Genomic DNA, 25,092 nt, shown 5'->3' on the forward strand with positions numbered 1-25,092 from the left:
TCCGCTCACTACCCTTCGAAAGACCGCCCGTTGACTCATCTTCCCCGTATCGCGGCCTCTCAGCGATGCTACCGTTCCTTGAGGCGCAGCCCTCGGGAGGCCGGCATGGCGAAGGAGCATCGTCTCAGCCGCCGCGAGACGCTCCGGGCTGGCGCGGCCGCCGCGGCGGACACCACCCTCTCCCAAGGCGGCCCCACCCAACGAGCCTATGCCCAGAGCGGACCGGCTCCGGGCGCCTCTGCCGAAGGAACGGCCTCTGCCCCCGCCCGCCTCAAGCTGCGGGTGCTGGAGACGACGGACCTCCACGTCAACATCGTCCCTTACGACTATTTCCGCGACGGACCGGACGAGACGGTCGGATTCGCCAAGACGGCAAGTCTGATCCGGGCGGCGCAGGCAGAGGCGAAGAACAGCCTGCTCTTCGACAACGGCGATTTCCTGCAGGGGTCGTCGCTGGGGGACTACATCGCTTACAAGAAGGGGCTCAAGGCCGGCGACACCCACCCGATGATCGCCGCCATGAACACCCTGCCCTATCTCTGCGGCACGCTCGGCAACCACGAGTTCAACTATGGGCTCGAGTTCCTCGAAACTGGCCTGGCGACGGCGGAATTCCCGCTGGTCTGCGCCAATGTCGAACGCGTGGGCGGAGGTCCGCTGCTCGATGCCTGGCAGCTCTTCGAGCAGAGCTTCGAAGATGAGGCCGGCAGCCGGCATGTGCTCAAGATCGGCGTCATCGGCTTCGTACCGCCACAGATCATGCAGTGGGACAAGGCGAATATCGCCGGCAAGCTCGTCACCTTCGACATCGTCGAGGCGGCGGAACGGCATCTGCCCGATCTCCTGGCCGCCGCGCCCGATCTCGTCATCGCGCTCTGCCATTCCGGCATCGCGGGCAGCGAGCGCCGCGGCATGGAGGAGAATGCGGCGCTGCATCTCGCCGCGATCGACGGCATCGACGTGGTGCTGACCGGCCACCAGCATCTGGTCTTCCCCGGCGCGGACGTCTTCGACGGCATCGACGGCATCGACAACGTCAAGGGTGCGCTCCACGGCAAACCGGCCTGCCAACCCGGCTTCTGGGGCTCCCATCTCGGCATCGTCGACCTCGATCTGGAAAAGACCGGCGGGCGCTGGCGCATCGCCGATTTCCGGGTCGAAGCCAAGCCGATCTTCGAGCGCATTTCCGATAGCGTGATCGTGCCGAAGATCTCTGCCGAGCCGGCCGTTCTGGCGGCGGTCGAAGCCGCCCATGAGGCGGCGCTCGCCTATATGCGGGAGCCGGCGGGCCACACCTCGGCGCCGATCAACTCCTATTTCGCGCTGGTGATCGACGACGCCTCGGTCCAGATCGTGGGCGAGGCGCAGATCGCCTATGCGCGGCCGCTGATGGCGCAAACGCCCTGGAAGGACCTGCCGATCCTCTCGGCCGCCGCGCCCTTCAAGTCGGGCGGGCTCGCCGGGCCGAGCTTCTACACCGATATCCCGGCCGGGCCCCTGGCGCTGAAGAACATCGCCGACGTCTATCTTTACCCCAACACGATCCAGATCCTGAAGATCAGCGGCGCCGAGGTCCGGGAATGGCTGGAGCGCTCGGCCGGGATCTTCAACCGGATCGATCCGGCCAGGGACGAGGAGCAGCCGCTGATCGATCCCACCTTCCCGGCCTTCAATTTCGACGTCATGGACGGCGTCACTTACCGCATCGACGTGACGCAGGCCTCACGATACGATCATGAAGGCAAGCTCGTCGCGCCCGATGCCCACCGCATCGCCGAGCTGTCCTTCGCCGGTCGGCCCATCGACGAGGCAGCGTCCTTCATCGTCGTCACGAACAATTACCGCGCCTCGGGAGGCGGCAATTTCCCCGGCACGAGGACGACGGTGGTGCTGGAGGCTCCGGACCTCAACCGAGACGCCGTCGTGCGCCATATCGTCGGCGGAAAATCCTTCCAGCCGCGCGCGGACGGCAACTGGTCCCTCCTGCCGCTGCCGGCCGGCGTCACCGCCACCTTCCTGACTTCTCCAGCCGCTGCGGGCAAGCTTCCGCCTGGTCTCAAGGCGACGGCGATCGGCAACGGGCCGAAGGGGTTCGCCAAATATCGCCTGGGGAGTTGAGGAGATGACGGCGACCGCCATTCCTCCACCGTCAGGTATTGGAACGAACATACCGTTCCTTAAGGGTTTTTTACCGAGAGTAATGTGTGCATCGGGCTTCTCCCGGCACCTCGACAGGGTTTACCTGATGATCGCCCATGATCACGAGAACGACACGGTCATGAAATCCGAACTGGTTGCGGCGCTCTACGCCACACCGGGCGCGATCCTGACCGGCTCCGTCGCGGTCACGGTCGTGATCCTGGCGGCCGCGATCCTGAGCGGCGGCGACCCCGTCTTCTACGTCATGGCGGCTGCGATGGCTGGCATCGGCGCCTTTCGCCAGATATCGCATCGCGGATACCAGTCGCTGAACCTTGCCGCTGCCGAAAAGGGCGAGATCCTCAAGCTGGAAAACCGCGCCATGGCCGGGGCCTGGGCGACTGCGATGCTGATCGCCGCCTTCGGCTCCTATTCCGTGCTGGCCTATGTGCACGAGCCGGTCGCCGTGCTCGGCATCGCCCAGACGATCGGGTATCTCGCCGGCATCTCCGGCCGCAACAGCTCGCGGCCGATGATCACGCGCGTCCAGACCCTGGCTGCGGCAGCACCCTTCATCGTCTCTCTCCTCTGGACGCGTGAGCCGGTCTATCTGGTGATCGCGCTTTCGGTCGCACTGTCGGCCGTGCTGACCTTTTCAAGCGCACGGGTGATCCACCAGATGTTCCTGGCCCGGCTGCGCACGATGCGGGAGCTCGAGCATCTGGCGGCCAACGACATGGTCACCGGGCTCTACAATCGCCGCGGCTTCATGCGCGAGATCCGGGGGCTGGCCGACAACAACCGCGCCGTGACGCTGATCTCGATCGACATCGACCGCTTCAAGGGCATCAACGACAGCCTGGGCCATGATGTCGGCGACGGGCTGCTTAGGGCTGTGAGCCAGACACTGACGGCAGAGCTGGCGCCCAGCGACATCGCCGCCCGCACCGGCGGCGACGAATTCATGGTCGCGACGACGCGCGGCGGCGAGGATGCCGCCTCTCTCGCCGCCCGCCTCGTCATGCTGCTCGCGAGCCCGCGGGTGATCGGCGGCCGCCACGTCACCGCGACGGCGAGCATGGGCATCGCGCCGGCAGGCTGCGCACCGACGATCGACGAGGCGTTGAAATGCGTCGACATGGCGCTCTACCGGGCCAAGCTCGACGGGCGCAATCGCTTCGTGATGTACACGCCCGAGATTCGCGAGGAACACGAGGACGGCATCGCGCTCGAGGTGGAGCTGCGCGACGCGATCCGCCACGGCGAGTTCGAGCTGCATTTCCAGCCGATCTACAACCCGCGCTCCGGCACGGCGACGCTCGTGGAAGCGCTGCTGCGCTGGAACCATCCGCGCCGCGGCCCGATCAGCCCCCATACCTTCATCCCGCTCGCCGAGCGGACCGGCCTCATCACCGTGCTCGGCTCCTGGGCGCTCGGCGAGGCAATCAAGACCGCCCTCTCGTGGCCGCGCAGCGTCGGCGTCAGCGTCAACGTCTCGGCGCGCCAGTTCGACGAAGGGCATGACATCGTCGGCGTCGTCGAGGCGCTGCTGCGCATGAGCGGGCTCGAGCCGCAGCGGCTGACCATCGAGATCACCGAGACGTCGCTGATCCACGATGCCGGCCATGTCGTCGGCCGCCTCGCGGCGCTGCGCCAGCTCGGCGTGCGCATCGCCCTCGACGATTTCGGCACGGGCTATTCCTCGCTGAGCTACCTCGCGCATCTGCCGATCGACACGATCAAGATCGACCAGGTGCTCGCCAGGGAGGTCGGCACCTCGCCCAAGGCCGACTCGCTGATGCACGCCATCACGCAGCTCGCGCACGACCTGAAGCTGCGCCTGATCGTCGAAGGCGTCGAGACGCAGGAGCAGCTCGCGCTGCTGGAAAAGCATGCCGTCCACGGCATTCAGGGCTTTCTCTTCGGGCGGCCGATGACAGCAGCCGAATTGCTGCCCATGATCGGCAACCGAGTGGCGACCGGTCGAACAGGACCGGCGCGCGTGCAGTCCGGCTCCCGCAAGCCGGGTCGCTACAACCAGGTGGCCTGAGACGCATCGCCGCCGTGCCGGAGACCCTGGGGTCCATATGCAGCGCCCGAATTATCCGAGCGGGAAGGACCTGCTGAGCGCCGACGCGGTTTCGCGTTTCGATCTTGAGGACATCATCGCGCGCGCCCAACGGCATCTGCGCGACGAGGAACTCGACAAGGCCGGCCAGCCCCTGCCCGAGCAGCCTCCTGCCCCGCGCCGGCGACCGAAGGTGATCGCAACCCTGTTCGACCAGCGCAGCACGCGCACCCGCCTCGGCTTCCAGGCCGCGGCCGCGCGGCTCGGCCACCAATCGATCGACGCCTATGATACCGACCGCAGCCGGCTCGGAACCAGCACGGGCGAGTCCATCGAGGACCATATCCACACCGTCGAGCTCTACAGCGACCTGCTCGTGGTCCGCTCGCATATGGAAGACATGCCCTATCGCGTCTCGCGGCTGAGCTACCTGCCGGTCATCAATGCCGGCAACGGCGCCGACGAACATCCCAGCCAGGCGCTGGTCGACATCTTCGCCATCCGCGAGATGCGCGGCGAGATCGAGAAGCTCAGCATCGCGCTGTCCAGCGACACGCGGGCCCGCTTCGCCGTTTCCTTCGTCAAGATGTTGCGCCTGAGCCCGCCGAAGCGCTTCACGCTGTGCTGCCTGCGCGACGTGCCGATCAACCCGGTGATGCGCGAGGCGATGACCGTCCTCGCCGATCTCGGAACCAAGGTCAGCCTGGTCCACGACATCCGCCAGACGCTCGACCACGACGTGCTCAACATCCAGATGCAGGACATGAGCAAATTCGCTCATGCCTCCCTCGGCAACGAGGCCATCGACAAGGAAAAGGAAAGCGAGCCCTTCACCCTCACGGCCCGCAAGATACTGGATGCCAAGTCCGACACGCTGATCCTCAACCCCCTACCGCGCTTCTCGGAGCTCGACACCTCATGCGACAGCCTCCCGAACGCGGGCTACTTCCGCCAGGTTCAGCTCTCCGTTCCCATGCGGATGGCCATCCTGGAGCGCATGCTGGCGGGAGTACCGTGGACGGGGCAGGCCGGGGCTTTTCGCTCTTCCTAGGCTGGATGAGCACCTATCTCGCCGCCCATCTCGCCATCGCCCTCTCCATCCGCCTGCTCTCGGGCTATCTCACCGTGATCGAGATCGGGCTCCTGCGCTCGTTCGGAAGCCTCGCCATCGCGGCCTCGATGATCTGGGCCAGCGGCGTTGGCCGCGCCAGCATCTTTGCCCATGTCCGGCTCAGATACGACATCGGCCGCAGCGTCCTCCACCTCGCCGGATCGCTGGCGCTGATCTGGAGCCTGCTGCATCTGCCGCTGGCGCTGGTGACCACGATCGAGTTCACCGGGCCGCTCTTCGCCGCCGCACTCGTCTTCCTGGCGCTGCGTAAACGCCCCTCCGTCATTCCGGCGATCGGCCTCGGCGTGCTGGCGCTCGGTGTCGCGCTGCTGCTCGTGCGGCTGAACGCCGTTCCGGGCCGCGATATCGCGATCGCCCTGGTCGCAGTAGCGACGCTGACGACCACCAACCTGATGCTGGCCAATCTCGCCAGACAGCGCAGCATCCTCTCCATCGTGCTGCTGATGCATGTGATCCAGTTCCCGCTCTATGTCGCGCTCTGGCTCGCGGTGCCGGAACAATGGTCGCCCCCCTCGCAGCCCTACCGGCTCACCTTCCCCGCCCCTGAGATCATCGTGCTCGGCGGGGCCGTGCTGGCGCTCATCGTCGGCGGCTTCGTCTCGCAGGCGGCGCTCGGCAACGCATCGCGCCACGGCACGCCGCTCCAGCTCTGCAGCGCCGACACGCTGCGCGTGCCGCTGATCACGCTGGTGGCCTATCTCCTGCTGGCGGAGCTGCCGCCGCTCGACCTGCTGCTGCCGGGGCTGTGCGTGCTCTGCGGCGTGGTGATCGCCAGCCTGCCGCAACCGGCACGCGCCAAGGCGGTAGACAACCGCCTCTGATGGAGCGGAGCCCCCGGACAATTTGTCACCTTCTCCTCGCCGGCTCGATCTCTAGATTAGAATTTATCTAATGTACAGGCTCTGCCATGACCTCCAATCCCGCTTCGATCCCGACCGCGTCATACGATGCCGGCGCACAGTTTCTGCATTGGTCGATGGCCGCGCTGATCACGCTGGCCTTCGTCCTCGGCCTGACGATCGACGCCTTCCCCAGCGGCTGGAAAGCGGGCGCCATCGAGGCCCATAAGGCCATCGGGCTCGCCCTCATCCTGCTTCTGGCGACCCGGCTGACCTGGCGGCTGACGCACCGCCCGCCCCCGCTCGAACCGGCTCCCCGGCTCATGACGGCCGCGGCGCATCTCGGCCATGCCGCCCTCTATGGGTTGATGCTGCTCGCGCCGGTGATCGGGCTCGTCTACGCGATCAAGCGCGGACAGGGGCTCGATCTCGGCCTCTTCAGCATTCCGCCGTTCGCCGCCCCGGCTCCCCGCGCGGAAACCCGGCCGATCCGCGAATGGCACGAATGGGCCGCCTATGCGCTGATGCTCCTCGCGGGCGTGCACGCTCTCGCCGCGCTCTGGCACCATCTGATCCGCAAGGACGGAACGCTGCGCCGGATGCTGCCTCGCTAAACGAAACCGCCCTACTCCTCGACCAGCCGGCGCGCGATAACCTGCGCCTGGATTTCGGCGGCGCCCTCGAAGATGTTGAGGATGCGGGCGTCGCAGAGCACGCGGCTCACCGGATACTCGAGCGCGAAGCCGTTGCCGCCATGGATCTGGAGCGCGTTATCCGCCGCCGCCCAAGCGACGCGGGCGCCCAGCAGCTTGGCCATGCCAGCCTCGAGGTCGCAGCGTCGCTCCGCATCCTTCTCGCGGGCGGCGAAATAGGTGAGCTGACGCGCGATCAGGATCTCGGCTGCCATCATGGCGAGCTTGTCGGCGACGCGCGGGAAGGCGATCAGCTTCTTGCCGAACTGGACGCGCTCCTGCGCATAGCGCAATCCGAGATCGAAGGCCGACTGCGCCACGCCGATGGCGCGCGCTGCCGTCTGGATGCGGGCCGCCTCGAAGGTCTGCATCAGCTGCTTGAAGCCCTGCCCCTCGACGCCGCCGAGCAGGTTCTCCCCCTTGACCTCGAAGCCGTCGAAGGCGAGCTCGAATTCCTTCATGCCGCGATAGCCCAGCACCTCGATCTCACCGCCGGTGAGCCCTTCGACCGGGAACGGGTCGGCATCGGTGCCACGCGGCTTCTCGGCGATCAGCATGGAGAGCCCACGATAGCCCGGCGCATCGGGATCGGTGCGGACGAGCAGCGTCATGATGTCGGCGCGGGCGGGATGGGTGATCCAGGTCTTATTGCCGTGGACCTTCCAGACGTCGCCATCCTTCACCGCCCGCGTGCGCAGCGAGGCGAGGTCCGAACCGGTATTGGGCTCGGTGAAGACGGCCGTCGGCAACACTTCGCCCGAGGCGATCAGTGGCAGCCATTTCTCCTTCTGCTCCGGCGTGCCGCCGCAAAGGATCAGCTCGGCCGCGATCTCGGAACGGGTGCCCAGCGAGCCCACGCCGATATAGCCGCGCGAAAGCTCCTCGGAGACGACGCACATCGAGACCTTGGACAGGCCCATGCCGCCGTAGTCCTCGGGAATGGTGAGGCCGAAGACGCCGAGCTCGGCCATCTTCTCGATCACCGGCAGCGGGATGTAGTCGTTGCGCAGATGCCATTCATGGGCATGCGGCGTGACCTCGGCCGCGCAGAAGCGGCGCATCTCGGTGCGGATCGCCTCCAGCGTCTCGTCGAGACCGGGGTCGCCGACGCTCGCCGCGCCATGATCCTGGCTGAACAGAGCGACGAAGCGTTGGCGGTTCTCCAGCGTGTTCCCTTCGGCGATCAACGCCTCGGCAGCGTCGGAATGGGCGGCCACGACTGCCTTCGGAGACAGGCCGAGCGCCGGCAGCCGCACGATCTCGCCCTGGCTCATCGGGATGCCGCCGAAGATCTGGGCGGCGTATTCACCCGCGCCGATGCGGATGGCGTAGTCCTCGACCGCGCCGTAGCGGCCCTCGGACTGCAGTCGCTCGCCATAGGATTTGAGCTCGCGCAGCGCCGTCACATAAGTCGCGAGCCAGGAGAGGCCGTGGGCGGCGTGCTGCTCCTGCTCGAGCAGGGCGGACGAGATGCGGCCATCGGCCAGCACCTTCTGCCGCACGGCGGCGACGGCCTCCTGAAACAGTGTCTCGAAGCCCGGAAGCGCCGCGCCGATCAGCTCGACGGCGCTCGCCCGCTTCTGGTCCTGCAAGGCCGTTTCGGCGCTCATCTTGTCATCCTCCCTTGTTGCGACGCAGCATATGCCGAAGCGCGAACGAGCGAAAAGCCGTCTTTCGGTTGAGGCGGTCATTGCGAGCGCAGCGAAGCAATCCAGGGAGACGTGGAGCTCTGCCGCCCCTGGATCGCTTCGCTATGCTCGCAATGACGGGGGGGGCGCGGCGCTATTTCCTGCTGGCAAGGACGACGCCAGCGATAGTCAGCGCCATGCCTGAGATCTGGATCAGCGACATCGTCTCGCCGAACAGGAACCAGGCCTCGAGCGCCACCAATGCCGGCACCAGATAGAGGAAGGTCGCGATGCGCGAGACCTCGCCGCGGCGCAGGATGAAAAGATAGAGCCCGATCCCGCCGAGCGAGAGCACCAAGACCGACCAGGCAAGGACCAGGGCCATGGTCAGGTTCCACTCGATCCGCATCGGCTCGAGGGCCATGGCGAGCGGGAGGGTGAACAGGAAGGCCGCGAGGTACTGGATGGTCGTGATCGTGCGCAGGTCGCCGGAGACGATGCGGGCCTTCTGGAAGAAGGAACCGAAGGTTACGGCGAACATGCCGACGATGTTGACGGCGACCGGCAGCAGGATGCCCCACAGCGCGGCAGGGTCAACGCCGACCAGCTTGGGTTCGAGCACCAGCGCAATGCCGAGGAAGCCGCAGAGAATGCCGGCCCAGCGGATCGGCGAAATGCGTTCGCCGACGAGGGCCGGCGCCAGCATCGCGGTCAGAATCGGCTGGAGGCCCGCGATCAGCCCGGAGATCCCCGCCGGAAGGCCGTGGCGCACGGCCCACCAGACGCCGCACAGGTAGACGGCATGGAGCAGGACGCCTGCTATGATGCAGTCGAGCCAGGCTCGCGCTGTCGCCGGCCATCGCGCCCCGACAGCCCATGACAGGACGGCAAGCAAAATCCCCGCGCTGGCGAAGCGCACCGACAGGAAGGTCAGCGGATCAGCGTACTGCGCCGAATAGCCCGCGACGATCCACCCTGAAGACCACAGGAAGGTGAAGATCAGCGGGACGGCGCGCAGGAACAGGGGCGATGACAGCATGAGACCGGCTTTCGAGGCCGATTGCTTAAGCGCGCGGCAGCGCGATGTCGCCCCATGCGGACGCTACGGCGTCATGCTTGCGTCGCTGCGCCGACAGCGAAAGTCAGTCGCGATCCGGTGCGCCCGGCGGGAAGAAATGGCGATACGGCCGCCCCTCATCGACCGCACGCGCGAAGGACGGGCGCGCCAACAGCCTCGCACGATAGGCACGCGTGTTGGGGAAGGCCGTATCGATCTCGTGGACCCAATCGGCATAGAAAAGCGATGGCGCGGCAGCACAATCCGCCATGCTGAAATCGTCGCCACAGGCCCAGTTGCGTCCGGCCAGCCGAACGTCGAGCCATTGATAAGCCGCGTCGAGCAGCGCCCGCGCGTCGGCGACGCCAGGGGGATCGCGGTCCTTTGCATCCCGCATGTGATCGAACACGATCTTCTGCATCGGCGTCATGACGTAGTTGTCGAAGAAGCGATCCATCATCCGCACGCCCAATGCCGCCTTCGCATCCGCGGGCAGCAGTGGGGCCGGCCCCGGGTAGGCGAGCGACAAATGCTCGATGATGACGCTCGACTCGATAACGGCCTCGCCGCCATCGACCAGCACGGGAAAGCGCTTCAGCGGCCAGAGTGCGGCGAGTTCCTCGCCGGCCTGTGGGTCATCGAGGCCGAGCACCCGGTAGTCGAAAGGCGTCCCGTTCTCGTAGAGAGCGACCAGCACCTTCTGACAATAGGACGAGAAGGGGTGCGCGTAGAGCTGGAGCGACATCGCGGCCTCGTTCGGCAAATTACTTTACCGAACGATTAAGTGTTATCGCGATCAGGCGCAAGACGACCTAGCCCGCTACCCCGCCAGCGCCTCCGCCACATCCTCGTAAGTCCGCAGGCCGGTACGCGGTGCGTAGACCAGCACGGCCATGTTCCCGGGCGCATGCTGGTTCTTCCACATTTTGTGGTGAGCGAGCGGGATCTGATCCCAGGGGAAAACCTCGGACATGCAGGGGTCGACACGCCGGTCGAGCACGAACTGGTTGGCGGCGCTCGCCTGCTTGAGATGGGCGAAATGCGAGCCCTGGATGCGCTTCTGCCGCATCCAGACATAGCGGGCGTCGAAGGTGATGTTGAAGCCCGAGGTGCCGGCGCAGAACACCACCATGCCGCCGCGCTTGGCAACGAGGCAGGAGACCGGGAAGGTCGCCTCGCCAGGGTGCTCGAACACAACGTCGACATCCTTCTTGCCGGTGATGTCCCAGATCGCCTTGCCAAAGCGGCGGGCCTCCTTGGTCCATTCGGTGTATTCGGGCGAATTGACCGTGGGCATCTGGCCCCAGCAGTTGAAATCCTTGCGGTTGATCACGCCCTTGGCGCCGAGGCCCAGCACATAGTCCCGCTTCGTCTCGTCCGAGATCACGCCGATGGCGTTGGCCCCGGAAGCGGCGCAGAGCTGCACGCCGAAGACGCCGAGGCCGCCCGAGGCGCCCCAGACCAGCACGTTGTCGCCAGGCTTGATCGTGTGCGGCGCGTGGCCGAAGAGCATGCGGTAGGCCGTCGCCAGCGTCAGCGTGTAGCAGGCGGATTCCTCCCAGGCGAGGTGCCTGGGCTTGAGCATGAGCTGGCGCGACTGCACCCGGCAGAACTGGGCGAAGGAGCCATCCGGCGTCTCATAGCCCCAAATGCGCTGGGTGGCCGAGAACATCGGGTCGCCGCCGTTGCACTCCTCGTCGTCGCCGTCGTCCTGATTGCAGTGGACGATGACTTCGTCTCCGACCTTCCAGCGCTTCACCTTGGAACCGATGGCCCAGACGATGCCGGCGCAATCCGAGCCCGCGACGTGGAACGGCGCCTTGTGGACGTCGAAGGGCGAGATCGGCTGGCCGAGCCCGGCCCAGATGCCGTTGTAGTTGACACCCCCGGCCATCACGAGGAGCAGTACCTCCTCTTCGCCGATCGGCCATGTCGGCACGACCTCGACCTGAAAGCTGTCCTGCGGCGCGCCGTGGCGCTCGCGCCGGATGGCCCAGGCGTACATGTTCGCCGGCACATGGCCGAGCGGCGGCAATTCATCGAGTTCGTAGAGATCCTTGAGCGGTTTTGCGGCAGCCTGCGACTTCTGCATGGTCGTCTCCCCTGCGCTGATCCTTCCCTCGCGAAGCCTACATCCTCGCGGGTGGATTTGGACGATGATCATGCATCATTTGCTGCACCGCGCCATTCACCCAAGGAATCACATTGCGATGCAAAACGCCGGTTACCGGCTCGTGTTCCGCTTGCGGTTTCTTCACGGTTTCGCGCGATCCTGCAGGCTGGTACGGGAGAAAACGCGATGCGCAGCCTGCTCATGATGGTCGGCATGCCGGACCTGCCGCTGCTGTCGATCATCATCGTCTGCTCGATGATCGTGCTGACCGCATTGCTGTTCGGCTGGATTTCCGACATGCTCATGGGCGATGGCGGCTTCGGCATTACCCTCAATGCCGCACTGGTCCTGATCGGGGCCTTCCTCGGCGCCTGGGCCTGGCAGCGTTTCGGAGTGCCGACCCGGCTCGACCCCAATGCCCTGCGCGCCGCCATCGCGCTCGGCAGCGGGTTGGTGCTGCTCGTCGCGGCAGCCGTCCTCCGGCCGTGACGGCTATCGCGGCGGGGCTGCTGCGAAGCTGTTGAGATATTTCATCCCGGTATCGCACATCAGCGTCACGATGGTCGCGCCGGGGCCGAGCCTCTCCGCCAGGCGCAAAGCGGCGACGACGTTGCCGCCGGTCGAGGTGCCCGCAAAGAGCCCCTCTTCCCGCGCCAGCCTGAGCGCCATCGCCATCGCATCGGCCGTCGATACGGGCTCGACGGCATCGACGAGATCGGCCCGCCAGAGCGGCACGACGTAACCCGCTCCGACACCGTCGATCTTGTGGGCGCCGCTGGGCCCGCCGGAAAGCACGGCGGATTCCGCCGGCTCGACCGCCACCAGTGCGAGCGGCCTTCCCCGCCGCCGCAGCGCCTCGCCCGTGCCGCGCAGCGATGCCGCCGTGCCGACGCTCTGGACGAAGCCGTCGATGCTCCCTTCCGTCTGCTGCCAGATCTCGTCGGCGAGCCGGTCATAGGCGGCAAGTTGGTCAGTGTTGCGCATCTGGTCCGTCCAGACGGCGCCCGTCTCCGCGGCAATGACGCGGGCGGCCTTGATCATGTCCCGGGTCAGCTTCTCGGTCATGCGCCCGGATTCACTCGGGATGACGGTCAGTTCCGCACCGAGCAGGCGCATATGGGTGAGCTTCTCGGGCGCGAAGGCGTCCGAGGTGACGATCTTCAGCCTGTAACCCTTCACGGCGCAAACCTGCGCGAGCGAAACCCCGGTGCTGCCGCCGGTGTATTCGACCACCTCGCCGCCGGGACGCAGGCGTCCATCCGCTTCGGCCGCCGCGACCATGGCCAGCGCCATGCGGTCCTTCATGCTGCCGGTCGGGTTCTCGCTCTCGAGCTTGAGCAGGATGCGCGCGCAATTGGGCGGCACGATGCGGCGCAGCGGCATCAGCGTCGTGCCGCCGATGCGGCCAAGAATGTCGGCGAGCGCGGACGGCATGCTGGCTCCTCCTCATGATATTTAATGTATATGCAACTATTGTATCTGCATGTAAATTGACAGCATGAGCGGACGGGACGGATTTCGCGATGAGCTGCGCGCGCTGGCGATCAGCTGCCCGGGGCTGAGCCTCCGGCAGGCCGCGCGGCGCATCACGCAACGCTTCGACGAGGCGCTGGCGGAGAGCGGCCTCAGCCTTCCCCAGGTCGGGCTGATGGCGCTGATCGCCACCAGTGCGGATGACAGGATGGCAGCGCTCGCGGCGCGCGCCGGGCTCGATCCCTCGACGCTGTCGCGTAACCTGCGCGCCCTGGAGCGCGACGGGTTGATCGAAATCGCAAGCGTTGAAAAGGATCTGCGCCGCCGCGCGGTCTGGCTGACCGAGGCGGGGCTGAAGCGGCTTCAGGAAGCGTTGCCGGCCTGGCGCGCGGCGCAGGCCGGGATGGCGTCGATCCTGCCGTCCGAGCTTGTGCGGCAGATCGCGGCCGTCAGCGACGCGCTCGGCGACGATCGACCGGAGGGCTAGCGGCGCCGCCTCAAGCCCGCCGGCTGGCGGCGAGCATGTAGTTCACGTCCGTGTCGCGCGCCGCAATCCAGCGGCCGGTCAGCGGATTGAAGACCACGCCGGTCTGCGCCCCGAGCGCGAAGCCGTTGGCCTCGATCGCGCCGCCGAGCTCGTCGGGCGTGACGAATTTCTCCCAGTCATGCGTGCCGCGCGGCAGCCAGCGCAGCACATATTCGGCTCCGACGATGGCGAGCGCGTAGGATTTCGCGGTGCGGTTGATCGTCGCCATGACGAGCAGCCCGTCCGGCTTTACCGCCGCGCAGCAGGCCGCGACGAAGGCCTCGACATCCGCGACATGCTCGACCACCTCCATCGCGAGCACGATGTCGAAGCGCCGGCCCGAATCCACCACCGACTCGATCGTCTCCTCGCGGTAATCGATGGCGAGCCCCCCCGCCTCGGCATGGGCACGGGCGACGGCGATATTGGTCGGCGCGGGGTCCAGCCCCGTCACCTCGGCGCCCAATCGCGCCAGCGGCTCGGAAAGCACGCCGCCGCCACAACCGATATCGACGAGGCTCAGCCCTTTCAGCGCACGCATCTGCTTCGGATCGCGGCCGAAATGGGCGCATGCCTCATCGCGGACGAAGGCGAGCCGGACCGGGTTGAACTTGTGCAGGACGGCCATGGGCCCCTTCGGATCCCACCAGTCGCGCGCGATGGCATCGAAGCGGGCGACCTCGGCCGGGTCGATCGTCGAGCCTGTGCGCTCAGTCGCAGCCGCCATGAACCGGTCCTTCTTTATGCCCCGACGCATTGACACCGCGCCTGCCGGTCGTCATCTACACCCGCCCCGCGCCCGGCGCGAGGGCGAGTTTGCGACCCGAGAGCCTCAAAGACCCGTCATGGCCCGTCTGGTGATGAAATTCGGTGGCACGTCCGTCGCCACCGTCGAGCGGATCAAGAACGCGGCGCGCCACGTCAAACGCGAGTTCGACGCGGGCCACGAGGTCGCGGTCATCGTCTCGGCCATGTCTGGCAAGACCAACGAGCTGGTTTCTTGGTGTAAAGAGGCGGCCCCGATCTACGACCAGGCCGAATACGACGTCGTCGTCGCCTCGGGTGAGCAGGTCACCTCCGGGCTCCTGGCGATCGTGCTGCAGGAGATGGGGCTGCCGGCGCGCTCCTGGCAAGGCTGGCAGATTCCGCTCTACGGCTCGGATGCCCACGGCTCCTCGCGCATCGAGAGCGTCGACGGCGCCGGCATCCTTGCCGGCTTCGACCGCAACCGCGAGATCGCGGTCTGCTCCGGCTTCCAGGGCGTGCATGCCCAGACGAACCGCATCGTCACGCTCGGCCGCGGCGGCTCGGACACCAGCGCTGTGGCGCTGGCCGCCGGCCTCAAGGCCGATCGCTGCGACATCTACACCGATGTCGACGGCGTCTACACCACCGATCCGCGCGTGGTGCCGAAGGCGAAGCGCATGGACAAGGTCTCCTTCGAGGAGATGCTGGAGATGGCTTCGCTCGGCTCCAAGGTGCTGCAGGTGCGCTCCGTCGAGATCGCCATGACGCAGCGCGTGCCGACCTATGTGCGCTCCTCCTTCGACGACCCCGACAATCCGAAGCTTGGCACCCTCATCTGTGACGAGGACGACATCGTGGAACAGCAGATCGTCACCGGCATCGCCTTCTCCCGGGACGAAGCCCAGATCACCCTCCGGCGCGTGGCCGACAAGCCCGGCGTCGCGGCGGCGATCTTCGGCCCGCTCGCCGATGCCAACATCAATGTCGACATGATCATCCAGGTCGTCTCGGACGACCAGGCGACGACCGACATCACCTTCACCGTGCCGACCGCCGATTACGAGCGCGCCAAGACGCTGCTCGAGAGCAAGCACGACGTGATCGCCTATCAGGAGATCCAGGGTGCGACCGACGTGGTGAAGATCTCGGCGATCGGCATCGGCATGCGCTCGCATGCTGGCGTCGCGGCCCGCGCCTTCAGGGCGCTGGCCGAGAAGGGCATCAACATCCGCGCCATCACGACCTCCGAGATCAAGTTCTCGGTACTGATCGACGCCGCCTATACCGAGCTGGCGGTCCGCACGCTGCACTCGCTCTATGGGCTCGACGCGGCCTGATTGAGGCCGCGTCTGGCAGAGTCGCGCATTGACCCAGAGTAACTGGGCCGAGGCTCTGCCCATTTCTTGAGCGAAGAAAAAGTCTTAAGGTCTTCATGCCAGATTTTCGAGCACTGCATTCAGCAGGCTCGAGAGTTCGTGGCTACCGATCCCGACGTCAGTGCACCGGCCCCCGTGATGATCACCGTGGCCGCCATCCAGAAGCTCATGACGGCCGGCGGTGTAACCGAGCGGTCAAATGGGGTCGCTCGCGCCTTGCTGCCTGTGGCGATGACCCAGGTTCGCGGTGCGGCACATGCCTATTGCGACCATCTTGAGCGCTCGGTCACCGACATGAAGGCTCATGTCGCGCTCAAACGCGACGCGATCGTCGATGCCGAGGCCAGACATTTCGAGATCCTGTTCACCGGCGCTTTCGGCCAGGATTATGCGGATGCTCTGATAAGCGCTGCAGCGACCGAGTCGGGGTACGCCATGGGCGTGCGTACCCGGCTCGGAACCTCGCTACGTCTGATCGAGCCGCTTTTCGCCGCCATCCTCAAGAGCAGGCGCCTCAGCGCCAAGCAAGCCGTCGCGGATTGTGCCGCCCTGACCAAGCTCCTGCTGAGCGACGCGCTCGCCGCGACCTCCTGCTTCCAGCGTGCGACGCGTATCGAACTGCAGCAGCGCGAGCAGGCACTCCAGGCGAATTCGGCCGCCTTTCAAAACGATGTCGCCTCACTGGCAGAGCGGCTCGAAGCCGCCGCCTCGGCTCTGCGCTCCTATTCGACCGCGAGCGTCGAATGCAGCGAGCAAGCCGACCGGCAGGCGATCGCCGCCGAAAGCGCGGCGCGCGATGGCGTGAGCCGGATCGAACGCACGGTCCTGTCAACCGAAGACCTGGCCGACGCCTTGCAGCAGGTCAGCAACGAAACGCAGCAAGCCTTGTCGGTGACCGGACAAGCGGTCGAGGATCGCGCTGCCGTCACTGACGCGATCGGCGTCCTGGCAGAGGCAGCAGGACGGATCGGCTCCATCGTCACGCTCATTCAGGAAATCGCCAACAAGACCAACCTGCTTGCGCTGAATGCGACCATCGAGGCGGCCCGCGCCGGTGAGGCAGGGCTGGGCTTCGCCGTCGTGGCCGGCGAGGTCAAGAGCCTCGCGAGCCAGACCGCGAACGCGACGGCCGAAATCTCGATGCAGATCGCACAGGTGCAGGCAGCGACGAAGTCCTGCGTTGCCCATGTGGGCTCGATCGGCGGCACGATCAGCCGGCTGGAGGACGCTGCCCGCTCGATCGCCCATACGGTGAGCGAGCAGTCTAACGCGACGAGCGAGATGGCCATCAACGCACAGCAAGCGGCGACGCGAACCCATGAGGGCGTCCAGTCGGCCCAGGCGGCACGCGCAGCGATCTTCGAAGCCACCCGCCGCTCGGTCGAGCTGGACAGCGCCGCTGTCCAGGTCGAGGCGTCGGCGGGAATGATCGGCGATCTCGTCGCCAAGTTCCTGGCCAAGCTGAAGGCCGCCTGAGCCGAGCCTCGCCCTTTCCAACGCTGCTCCGGCTTTACTCCGCCGGGTGCGTGACGTGCTCCGGCTGGCGCTTGCCGCCGAATAGCCTGCCGAGCCCTTCCGAGAGCCTGTCCATGTAGAGGAACAGGACGGGCGTGATGAACAGCGTCAGCACCTGGGAGATCATCAGGCCGCCGACCACGGCGATGCCGAGCGGCTGACGTAGTTCAGCCGAGGCGCCCGCGCCCAGCGCGATCGGCAGCGTGCCCATCAGCGCCGCCAGCGTCGTCATCAGGATCGGCCGAAAGCGCATCAGGCAGGCTTGGTGGATGGCCTCCTGCGCGCTCTTGCCCTCGCGCCTGAGCACCAGCGCCACGTCGATCATCATGATCGCGTTCTTCTTGACGATGCCGATCAGCATCAGCAGCCCGATGATGGCGATGACCGAGAGGTCGAGCCCGAAAAGCCAGAGCGCACCGAGCGCGCCGACCGCCGCTGACGGCAGACCGGTCAGGATCGTCAGCGGGTGGATGAAGCTCTCGTAGAGGATGCCGAGCACGATGTAGATCGTCAGGATCGCGCCCATGATCAGCAGCCCCTGGTTCGCGAGCGAATCCTGGAAGGTCTTGGCGGTGCCCGCGAGCGTCGTGGAGAGCGAGGCCGGCAGGTTGATCTCCTGCTTGATCGCATTGATGCGATTGACGCTGTCGCCCAGCGCGACGCCGGGGGGCAGGTTGTAGGAGATCGTTACCGCCGGGAGCTGGCCGAGCTGGTTGACAGTGAGCTGGCCGGCCGTGCGCTCGATCCGCGCTATGGCGCCGAGCGGCACCAGCGTGCCGTTCTTGGTGCGCACGCGGATGGAATTCAGGCGCTCGGGCGTCCACTGATCGTTGGGGTTGAACTCGACCACGACGTTGTAGCTGTCGCCGGCCGTGTAGATCGTCGAGACCTGCCTGACGCCGAAGCCCGAATAGAGCGTTGAGCGCAGGATGTCGGAGCCGATGCCGAGCGCGTTGGCCTTGTCGCGGTCGACGATCACGGTCGCCTGCAGCGCGTTGTTCTGCAGGTCGGTGGCGACGTCGAGGAAGGTCGCGCGGTCGCGGCCCATCGTGTCGGCAAGGCGCACGGCCCAGTCGTTCATCAGCGCCTGATCGAGCCCCTGCACGACGAGCTGGTACTGGCTCTTCGAAGAGCGCGCGCCGATCTGCAGGTTCTGCACCGGCGTCATGTAGGTGTTGATGCCCGGTACCTGGGCGAGGTCCCGCCTCAGCGAGGCGAGCACCGCCGGCATGCGCGGCCGCTCGTCGAGCGGCTTCAGCTCGACGAAGAGGCGCCCGGCATTGAGCGCGGCGCTGCCGGGGCCGCTGCCGCCCACGGTCGAGGCGACGTGGGCGACATAGGGCGAGCTGCGGAAGACGGTCGCGACCTCGGCCTGCAGCTTCTGCATCGCGTCGAAGGAGATGTCCTGCCGCGCCTCGGTCGAGACGCTGAGCTGGCCGATATCCTCCTGCGGGAAGAAGCCCTTCGGCGTCACCTTCAGCAGCCAGACCGTGCCGAAAAGCGTGAGGAAGAAGGCGAGCAGCATCAGCGGCTGGAGGCGCAGGCAGAGCTTCAGCCCGCGGTCATAGCCGGCGAGCAGCGCGTCGAAGCCCTTTTCGAGCCAACGGCCGAGCGCGTTCTCCTCATGATGCTGCGAATAGCCGGAGAGCAGGCGCGAGCACAGCATCGGCGTCAGCGTGAGCGAGACGAAGGCCGAGGCCAGGATCGAGACCGTCACCACGATGGCGAACTCATTGAAGATGCGGCCGATGACGCCGCCCATCAGCAGAACGGGGATGAAGACCGCCACGAGCGACAGCGAGATCGAGATGATGGTGAAGCCGATCTCGCGGGAGCCCTTCAGCGCCGCCTCGAAGGCGTCGAGTCCATCCTCCTCCATGTGGCGGACGATGTTCTCCAGCATGACGATGGCATCGTCGACGACGAGACCGACCGAGAGGGTGAGGCCGAGCAGCGAGATGTTGTCGATCGAGAAGCCGAAGAGATACATCGCCGCCAGCGTCGCGATGATCGAGATCGGCACCGCCACCGCCGGGATGAAGGTCGCGGCCAGCCTGCGCAGGAAGACGAAGATCACCATCACCACCAGCGCGATGGTGAGCAGCAGCGTGAACTGCACATCCTCCACCGCCTGGCGGATCGAGACCGAGCGGTCGTTCAGCAAGGAGAGCGACGCTGCGGCCGGAAGCTGGGCCTCGAAGGCCGGGATCATCGCCTTGACGCGGTCCACCACCTCGACCGTGTTGGCGTCCGGCTGGCGCTGAACGGCGAGCACGATGGCGGGCGTGCCGTCATAGGTCGAGCGGGTCAGGGTGTTCTCGACCGAGTCGATCACCGTCGCCACATCGCCAAGCCGCACCGGCTTGCCGGAGCGCGTGGTGATGATGACGTTGGCGAACTGGGCGGCGTTGGCGAGCTGCGTCTTCGCCTCGATGGTGAGCTGCTGCGCGGTGTTCTGGATGGTGCCGACCGGCGTATTGGCGTTGGCGGCCGTGATTGCGAGCTGCAGCTCGTCGAGGCCGATACCGCGCGCGGCCAGCGCCGTCGGGTCAATGCGGATGCGGACCGCGTATTTCTGGCTGCCCCAGATCAGCACCTGCGCCACGCCGTCCACGGTCGAGAGCGCGGGCGAGATCACCTGCTGGGCGAAGGCGTCGAGCTGCGAGAGCGGCACCACATCGCTCTTCAGCGCCATCAGGACGATCGGGGCGTCAGCCGGGTTCACCTTGCGGTAGCTCGGCTGCGTCGTCATCTCGATCGGCAATTGCCGCTGGGTGCGGGCGATCGCGGCCTGCACGTCTGCCGCGGCGGCGTCGATATTGCGGTTCAGCACGAACTGGATCGCGATGGAGGTCGAGCCCTGCGCATTCGTGGTCGAGATCGAATCGATCCCGGCGATGGTGCCGAACTGCTTGATCAGCGGCGTCGCCACCGAGGTCGCCATGGTGTCGGGCGAGGCGCCGGGAAGCTGGGCGGAGACGTTGACGACCGGGAATTCGGCCCGAGGCAGCGCTGCCACCGGCAGGAAGCGATAGGCGAAGAGCCCTGCCAGCACCAGCGCGACCGACATCAGGATGGTCGCGACCGGATGGCGAATGCAGAAGGTGGAGACGTTCACGAGCGTGCTCCCTCCGCAACCGGGGTGCTCAGCGCCGGCTTCTCCCCGCTCGTCGCCCGCTCGCGCACCCTCGTTCCCTGGGTCAGCCGCATCTGGCCGTCGGTGACCACGCGCTCGCCGGGCGCGACGCCTTCCGTCACCGCGGTCTTCTCACCATCGCTGAGCGCAATCTTGATCTGGCGCAGGTCGACGGTCGAATCCGGCTTCAGCACGAAGGCGTAAGGGCCCTTCTGTCCGGTCTGGACGGCGACGGTCGGAATCACGGTGACGTCCTTCAACACCTCCGGAATGATCTCGACATCGACATACTGGCCGGGCCAGAGGCTGAGGTCGTCATTGGCGAAGGCTGCTCTTGCGGTGATCGTGCCAGAGGCGATATCGACCGTGGAATCGACGAAGTTGAGCCTGCCCTCGGGCGGCTTGGCCTTCGTATTCGGCACGCGGGCCGTCACCGGCACGGGCTTGGAGGCCGCGAGCGCGCCCTGCAGCGTCGGCAGCTCGCTTTCCGGCATGGCGAAGGAGACGCGCAGCGGCTTCATCTGAGTGATGGTCAGGAGCGCGGTGCCGCTGGCGTTGGCGCTGACGAGATTGCCGGGGGTGACCTGGACCGCGCCGATGCGCCCGTCGATCGGTGCCGTGATTTTGGTGTAGCTCAGCTTCAGCCGATCCGCGTCGAGCGTCGCACGGTCGCCCTTGATGCTGGCGGCGGAGCTGCGCTCGTCGGCGGTCGCCTGGTCGACCTGCTGCTGCGTGCCCGCATTGCGCTGGAAGAGCTGCTTGTAGCGCTCCAGATCGGCGAGGTTGCGCGTATGCGTGGCCTCGTCGCGCGCCAGCATCGCCTCGTCCTTCTCGATCTGGGCCTTGATGTCGCGGTCGTCGAGGGTGAAGAGCAGGTCACCCGCCTTGACGAACTGCCCGTCGCTGACGTGCTGCGCCATGATCTGGCTGTCGATGCGCGAGCGCACCACCACGCTCGCCGGCGTCTCGACGAAGCCGATGGCGTGCTTGCGTACCGGGAAATCCGCCTGGACGGCGGCTGCGGCCACCACCGCCACCGGCGCCCCCTCGCCCCGGCGGGCAACGCTGGCCCCTTCCGGCGCGCGCGAACGCATATACCAGGCACCGCCCGCCGCAACCGCGACGAGAACGAGCCCGACGACAACTCTCGAACGTTTCAATGCCGTCTTCCTCTTCAAGCGGTCCGGCCGGGCGCGTCCGGCATCCCGGCCCTGTCTTCACGCGTTGTGCGCGTCTGATCGCGGATGGTGGCCAGCGCGCCGAGCGCGGCGAGGATCGCCTCTTCGTCGACGCCGCCGAGCAGATCCTGCGCGATCTCCGTCCGCACCTCGTCGAGGTCGTCCACCAGCGCCCGCCCGGTCGGGGTCAGATGCAGGCGGTAGGCACGCCGGTCGGCCGGGTCCTGCCGGCGCTCGATCAGGTTCTGGTTCTGCAGCCGGTCGAGAAGGCGGGCGAGAGAGATCGGCTGCAGATCCATCAACTCCGCCAGAGACGCCTGGTTCAGCCCCTCCTGCCGGCGCAGCCGGGTCATCACCCCCCATTGAGCCCGCGTCGTGCCGTGCTGGCGCGCGCGCTGGTCGACATAGGTGCGCAGCAACCGTGAGGTTTCCACGAGCTGGAATATGAATTCCCGCCTCAGGGGTCGCTTCATCCGCAGGTCTCCATTTCGTAAGCTTGCTTATCATGTGCGGGATTACGGCGTTTTCGCGTCGCAATCTCGCATCCGCACAAATTCGCGAGGTGTATCTGCACACATGGAGGAGCGAGCCTGCGTGCATGCCACTGGCCAGCGGCGCGGCTGCGCTCTTACAGTGCGCGCCGAAAACACGTCCCTCCCAAGGTCCTCACCGACATGAGCCAGCTTTTCAGCCCCCATCAGCTCGGCGGCCTCACGCTCGCCAACCGCATCGTCATCGCGCCGATGTGCCAGTATTCCGCCCAGGACGGCGTCGCCTCAGACTGGCACACCATCCATCTCGGGCATCTCGCCCTCTCCGGCGCCGGCCTGCTCATCATCGAGGCGACCGCCGTCGAGCCGGATGGGCGCATCAGCCCCTATGATCTCGGTCTCTGGTCGGATGAGACGGAGGCCGCGCTCGGCAAGGTGCTGGCCTCCACGCAGCGCTGGTCCGACATGCCGATCGCGATCCAGCTCGCCCATGCCGGACGCAAGGCCTCGGTCGACCAGCCCTGGAAGGGCGGCGGGCAGCTCGCCCCGGCCGAGGGCGGCTGGCAGGTCCATGCCCCCTCCCCGGTCGGATTCGAGAGCTACCCGAACCCACCGCGCGCCCTGACCAAGGACGATATCGCCCGGTTGGTCGACGCCTTCGCGGATTCGGCCAGGCGCGCTGTCCGGGCAGGCTTCGCGGCCATCGAGCTCCATGGCGCGCATGGCTACCTGATGCACCAGTTCCTCTCGCCCGTCTCGAACAAGCGGGATGACGAGTACGGTGGCTCTCTGGAGAACCGCATGCGCTTCCCCCTCGCCGTGCTCGACGCGGTGCGCGCGGCGGTACCAGCGGGCTATCCCGTGGGCTTCCGCATCTCCGGGACCGACTGGGTCGAGGGCGGCTGGGATCTCGAGCAGAGCATCGCCTTCTCGCATGCGGCCAAGGCGCGTGGCGCCGATTTCATGCATGTCTCGGGTGGCGGGCTCTCGGCCAAGCAGAAGATCCCGCTCGGCCCGAACTACCAGGTGCCGCTGGCGCGCGCCGTGAAGGAGGCGACCGGCATCACCACCATCGCAGTCGGGCTCATCACCGAGCCGGAGCAGGCGGAAGCCATCATCGGCACCGGCGAAGCGGATTTCGTCGGGATCGCGCGCGGCATCCTCTACAACCCGCGCTGGCCGTGGCACGCAGCCGCCCATCTCGGCGCCAGCGTCAAGGCGCCGAACCAGTATCTGCGCTCGCAGCCGCGGCAGTATTCCAAGCTTTTCGCCTGAGCGACGCAACCGTCATTCCGGGCAAGTGCGGCTAAACCCGCTTGCCCGGAATGACGCGTCAGCTAGCGTTGCCCGCGAATCCACATCCGAAAGAAGCCATGACCGCCTATTCCGATCTCGCCGCCCATTTCGGCCGCATCGCCGCGCTCTCCAACGCGGTCGGCATCCTGCAATGGGACAGCGACACGATGATGCCGAACGGCGCGGCGGAGACGCGGGCGGAGAGCATGGCGCTGTTGCGCGTGCTGCGCCATGGCATGGCGACCGACGCCCGCATCGGCGACTGGCTGGGAGAGGCTGACGGCGACAGCGACCTCGATGATTGGGAGAAGGCCAATCTCCGCGAGATCAGGCGGGTCTGGACCGTCGACACTGCGCTTCCGGCCGATCTGGTCGAGGCGTCGAGCAAGGCGATCTCGGCCTGCGAGATGCGCTGGCGACAGGCGCGGGCCGAGGCCGATTTCACCGGGCTCCTGCCCTATCTCGCCGAGGTGCTGAACCTGCAGCGCCAGATCGGCAAGGCCAAGGGCGAAAAGCTCGGGCTCTCGCCTTATGACGCACTGCTCAACGACTACGAGCCGGACGGCAGCTCCGCGAAGATCGACGCGCTCTTCGACGATCTGGCGAACTTCTTGCCCGGCTTCACGCAGGAGGCCATGGCGGTGCAGGCGCGCCGGCCGGCCTCCGCCGCTCTGGAAGGCCCGTTTGCGGTCGAGACGCAGCGCGCGCTCGGCCTCAGGCTGATGGCGGCGCTGGGCTACGATTTCGAGCGGGGGCGGCTCGACGTCTCGACCCATCCTTTCTGCGGCGGCAGCGACAACGACGTGCGCATCACCACGCGCTATGACGAGACGGACTTCACCAAGGCGCTGATGGGCGTGCTGCACGAGACCGGCCATGCGCTCTACGAGCAGGGCCGGCCGCAGGGCTATCTCAGCCAGCCGGTCGGCGCGGCGCGCGGCATGAGCCTGCATGAGAGCCAGTCCCTGCTGATGGAGATGCAGGCCTGCCGCTCCCGGCCCTTCCTGACTTTCGCCGCGCCGCTGATGCGGGAGAGTTTTGAAGGGAACGGCCCCGCCTGGGAAGCCGAGGCGATGTGGCACCGCTACACCCGCGTCGCGCCCGGCTTTATCCGCGTCGATGCCGACGAGGTGACCTATCCCGCCCATGTCATCCTGCGCTATCGGCTCGAAAAGGCGCTGATCGCCGACGAGATGCCGTTGGCGGAGCTGCCCGCCTCCTGGAACGAGGGCATGAAGGCGCTGCTCGGCCTCACCGTGCCAGACGACCGCGTCGGCTGCCTGCAGGACATTCACTGGCCCTCTGGCGGCTGGGGCTATTTCCCGACCTATACGCTCGGCGCCATGACCGCCGCCCAGATCTTCGACGCCGCCTGCAGAGCCGAGCCCGGCATCCTGCCCGGCATCGGCAAGGGCGATTTCAGCCCGCTGGTCGGCTGGCTGCGCGCCCATATCCACGGCAGGGGCTCGCTGCTCTCCACCGACGCTCTGCTGACCGAGGCGACGGGCCGGCCGCTCGATGCCTCAGTCTTCAAGGCGCATCTGCGCCGGCGCTACATCGACGAAGCATAAGCAGCTGATTTAATTTATTCCAATCAAAGAGTTAGAAGCCCTCAAGCGCTGGCCGGCCATGCGCTCGAGGGCTTGCATCGCGGCCGCCAAAGGAGGATGTCGAGGTGACATTCTC

At 66.7% G+C, this 25,092-nt stretch carries 20 protein-coding genes; 11 read left to right on the forward strand and 9 right to left on the reverse strand.

Annotated elements, in window-relative coordinates; all coding sequences use genetic code 11:
• Window positions 1-105: 105 nt before the first annotated feature.
• The 5 genes from BoBH3_RS20560 (at window position 106) to BoBH3_RS20580 (ending at window position 6,792) form a co-directional block, all read left to right on the forward strand.
• Window positions 106-2,118: a bifunctional 2',3'-cyclic-nucleotide 2'-phosphodiesterase/3'-nucleotidase gene (locus BoBH3_RS20560; RefSeq protein WP_262332726.1), complete on the forward strand. Its 2,013-nt coding sequence runs from the start codon at window positions 106-108 to the stop codon at window positions 2,116-2,118.
• Between the two features lie 127 nt (window positions 2,119-2,245).
• A complete protein-coding gene (locus tag BoBH3_RS20565; protein WP_262332727.1) occupies window positions 2,246-4,189 on the forward strand; it encodes a putative bifunctional diguanylate cyclase/phosphodiesterase in 1,944 nt (647 codons plus the stop codon).
• A 37-nt stretch (window positions 4,190-4,226) separates the two neighbouring features.
• The gene (locus tag BoBH3_RS20570) at window positions 4,227-5,258 is read left to right on the forward strand and encodes an aspartate carbamoyltransferase (protein ID WP_262332728.1); all 1,032 of its coding nucleotides are present in this window, start codon (window positions 4,227-4,229) and stop codon (window positions 5,256-5,258) included.
• 5 nt (window positions 5,259-5,263) lie between these two features.
• Window positions 5,264-6,160 (forward strand): hypothetical protein, encoded by an 897-nt coding sequence (locus BoBH3_RS20575; RefSeq protein ID WP_262332729.1) that lies wholly within the window; start codon window positions 5,264-5,266, stop codon window positions 6,158-6,160.
• 86 nt (window positions 6,161-6,246) lie between these two features.
• The gene (locus BoBH3_RS20580; RefSeq protein ID WP_262332730.1) at window positions 6,247-6,792 is read left to right on the forward strand and encodes a cytochrome b; all 546 of its coding nucleotides are present in this window, start codon (window positions 6,247-6,249) and stop codon (window positions 6,790-6,792) included.
• An 11-nt stretch (window positions 6,793-6,803) separates the two neighbouring features.
• On the opposite strand, the gene BoBH3_RS20585 is transcribed toward BoBH3_RS20580, so the two are convergent.
• The 4 genes from BoBH3_RS20585 to ccrA form a co-directional block, all read right to left on the reverse strand.
• Complete coding sequence (locus BoBH3_RS20585) at window positions 6,804-8,480, reverse strand: acyl-CoA dehydrogenase family protein (protein WP_262332731.1); 1,677 nt, start codon at window positions 8,478-8,480, stop codon at window positions 6,804-6,806.
• Window positions 8,481-8,652: 172 nt separating this feature from the next.
• Complete coding sequence (locus BoBH3_RS20590; RefSeq protein ID WP_262332732.1) at window positions 8,653-9,537, reverse strand: DMT family transporter; 885 nt, start codon at window positions 9,535-9,537, stop codon at window positions 8,653-8,655.
• Between the two features lie 103 nt (window positions 9,538-9,640).
• Complete coding sequence (locus BoBH3_RS20595; protein WP_262332733.1) at window positions 9,641-10,300, reverse strand: glutathione S-transferase family protein; 660 nt, start codon at window positions 10,298-10,300, stop codon at window positions 9,641-9,643.
• A gap of 75 nt (window positions 10,301-10,375) precedes the next feature.
• Entirely contained in the window at window positions 10,376-11,647 is a 1,272-nt protein-coding gene (ccrA, locus tag BoBH3_RS20600; RefSeq protein ID WP_262332734.1) for a crotonyl-CoA carboxylase/reductase, read from the reverse strand.
• A gap of 207 nt (window positions 11,648-11,854) precedes the next feature.
• Here ccrA and BoBH3_RS20605 point away from each other — a divergent pair, with 207 nt between their 5' ends.
• Window positions 11,855-12,157, forward strand: coding sequence for a hypothetical protein (locus tag BoBH3_RS20605; RefSeq protein WP_262332735.1), 303 nt, complete (start codon window positions 11,855-11,857; stop codon window positions 12,155-12,157).
• A gap of 3 nt (window positions 12,158-12,160) precedes the next feature.
• On the opposite strand, the gene BoBH3_RS20610 is transcribed toward BoBH3_RS20605, so the two are convergent.
• The gene (locus BoBH3_RS20610) at window positions 12,161-13,102 is read right to left on the reverse strand and encodes a PLP-dependent cysteine synthase family protein (protein WP_262332736.1); all 942 of its coding nucleotides are present in this window, start codon (window positions 13,100-13,102) and stop codon (window positions 12,161-12,163) included.
• A gap of 64 nt (window positions 13,103-13,166) precedes the next feature.
• Between BoBH3_RS20610 and BoBH3_RS20615 the strand changes: the two genes are divergently transcribed.
• Window positions 13,167-13,628 (forward strand): MarR family winged helix-turn-helix transcriptional regulator, encoded by a 462-nt coding sequence (locus BoBH3_RS20615; protein WP_262332737.1) that lies wholly within the window; start codon window positions 13,167-13,169, stop codon window positions 13,626-13,628.
• A 10-nt stretch (window positions 13,629-13,638) separates the two neighbouring features.
• On the opposite strand, the gene ubiG is transcribed toward BoBH3_RS20615, so the two are convergent.
• Window positions 13,639-14,394, reverse strand: coding sequence for a bifunctional 2-polyprenyl-6-hydroxyphenol methylase/3-demethylubiquinol 3-O-methyltransferase UbiG (ubiG, locus tag BoBH3_RS20620; protein WP_262332738.1), 756 nt, complete (start codon window positions 14,392-14,394; stop codon window positions 13,639-13,641).
• A 118-nt stretch (window positions 14,395-14,512) separates the two neighbouring features.
• On the opposite strand from ubiG, the gene BoBH3_RS20625 reads away from it, so the two are divergent.
• Window positions 14,513-15,751 carry an aspartate kinase gene (locus BoBH3_RS20625; RefSeq protein ID WP_262332739.1) on the forward strand — a complete coding sequence of 413 codons (1,239 nt, stop codon included), beginning with the start codon at window positions 14,513-14,515 and terminating at the stop codon, window positions 15,749-15,751.
• A 138-nt stretch (window positions 15,752-15,889) separates the two neighbouring features.
• The gene (locus BoBH3_RS20630) at window positions 15,890-17,266 is read left to right on the forward strand and encodes a methyl-accepting chemotaxis protein (protein WP_262332740.1); all 1,377 of its coding nucleotides are present in this window, start codon (window positions 15,890-15,892) and stop codon (window positions 17,264-17,266) included.
• 34 nt (window positions 17,267-17,300) lie between these two features.
• Here the strand turns inward: BoBH3_RS20630 and BoBH3_RS20635 are convergent, their stop codons facing one another.
• Genes BoBH3_RS20635 through BoBH3_RS20645 form a run of 3 tightly spaced genes read right to left on the reverse strand, consistent with a single transcriptional unit; the run spans window position 17,301 to window position 22,092 of the window.
• Window positions 17,301-20,375, reverse strand: coding sequence for an efflux RND transporter permease subunit (locus tag BoBH3_RS20635; RefSeq protein ID WP_410050636.1), 3,075 nt, complete (start codon window positions 20,373-20,375; stop codon window positions 17,301-17,303).
• 44 nt (window positions 20,376-20,419) lie between these two features.
• On the reverse strand, window positions 20,420-21,601 hold the full coding sequence (locus BoBH3_RS20640; RefSeq protein WP_262332742.1) for an efflux RND transporter periplasmic adaptor subunit: 1,182 nt from the start codon (window positions 21,599-21,601) through the stop codon (window positions 20,420-20,422).
• A gap of 14 nt (window positions 21,602-21,615) precedes the next feature.
• On the reverse strand, window positions 21,616-22,092 hold the full coding sequence (locus tag BoBH3_RS20645) for a MarR family winged helix-turn-helix transcriptional regulator (protein ID WP_262332743.1): 477 nt from the start codon (window positions 22,090-22,092) through the stop codon (window positions 21,616-21,618).
• 201 nt (window positions 22,093-22,293) lie between these two features.
• Between BoBH3_RS20645 and BoBH3_RS20650 the strand changes: the two genes are divergently transcribed.
• Window positions 22,294-23,385, forward strand: coding sequence for an NADH:flavin oxidoreductase/NADH oxidase (locus tag BoBH3_RS20650; RefSeq protein ID WP_262332744.1), 1,092 nt, complete (start codon window positions 22,294-22,296; stop codon window positions 23,383-23,385).
• 98 nt (window positions 23,386-23,483) lie between these two features.
• Window positions 23,484-24,977 (forward strand): carboxypeptidase M32, encoded by a 1,494-nt coding sequence (locus BoBH3_RS20655; protein ID WP_262332745.1) that lies wholly within the window; start codon window positions 23,484-23,486, stop codon window positions 24,975-24,977.
• Window positions 24,978-25,092: the final 115 nt, after the last annotated feature.

The sequence above is a fragment of the Allobosea sp. BH3 genome (assembly GCF_025499465.1).
GTDB lineage: Bacteria > Pseudomonadota > Alphaproteobacteria > Rhizobiales > Beijerinckiaceae > Allobosea.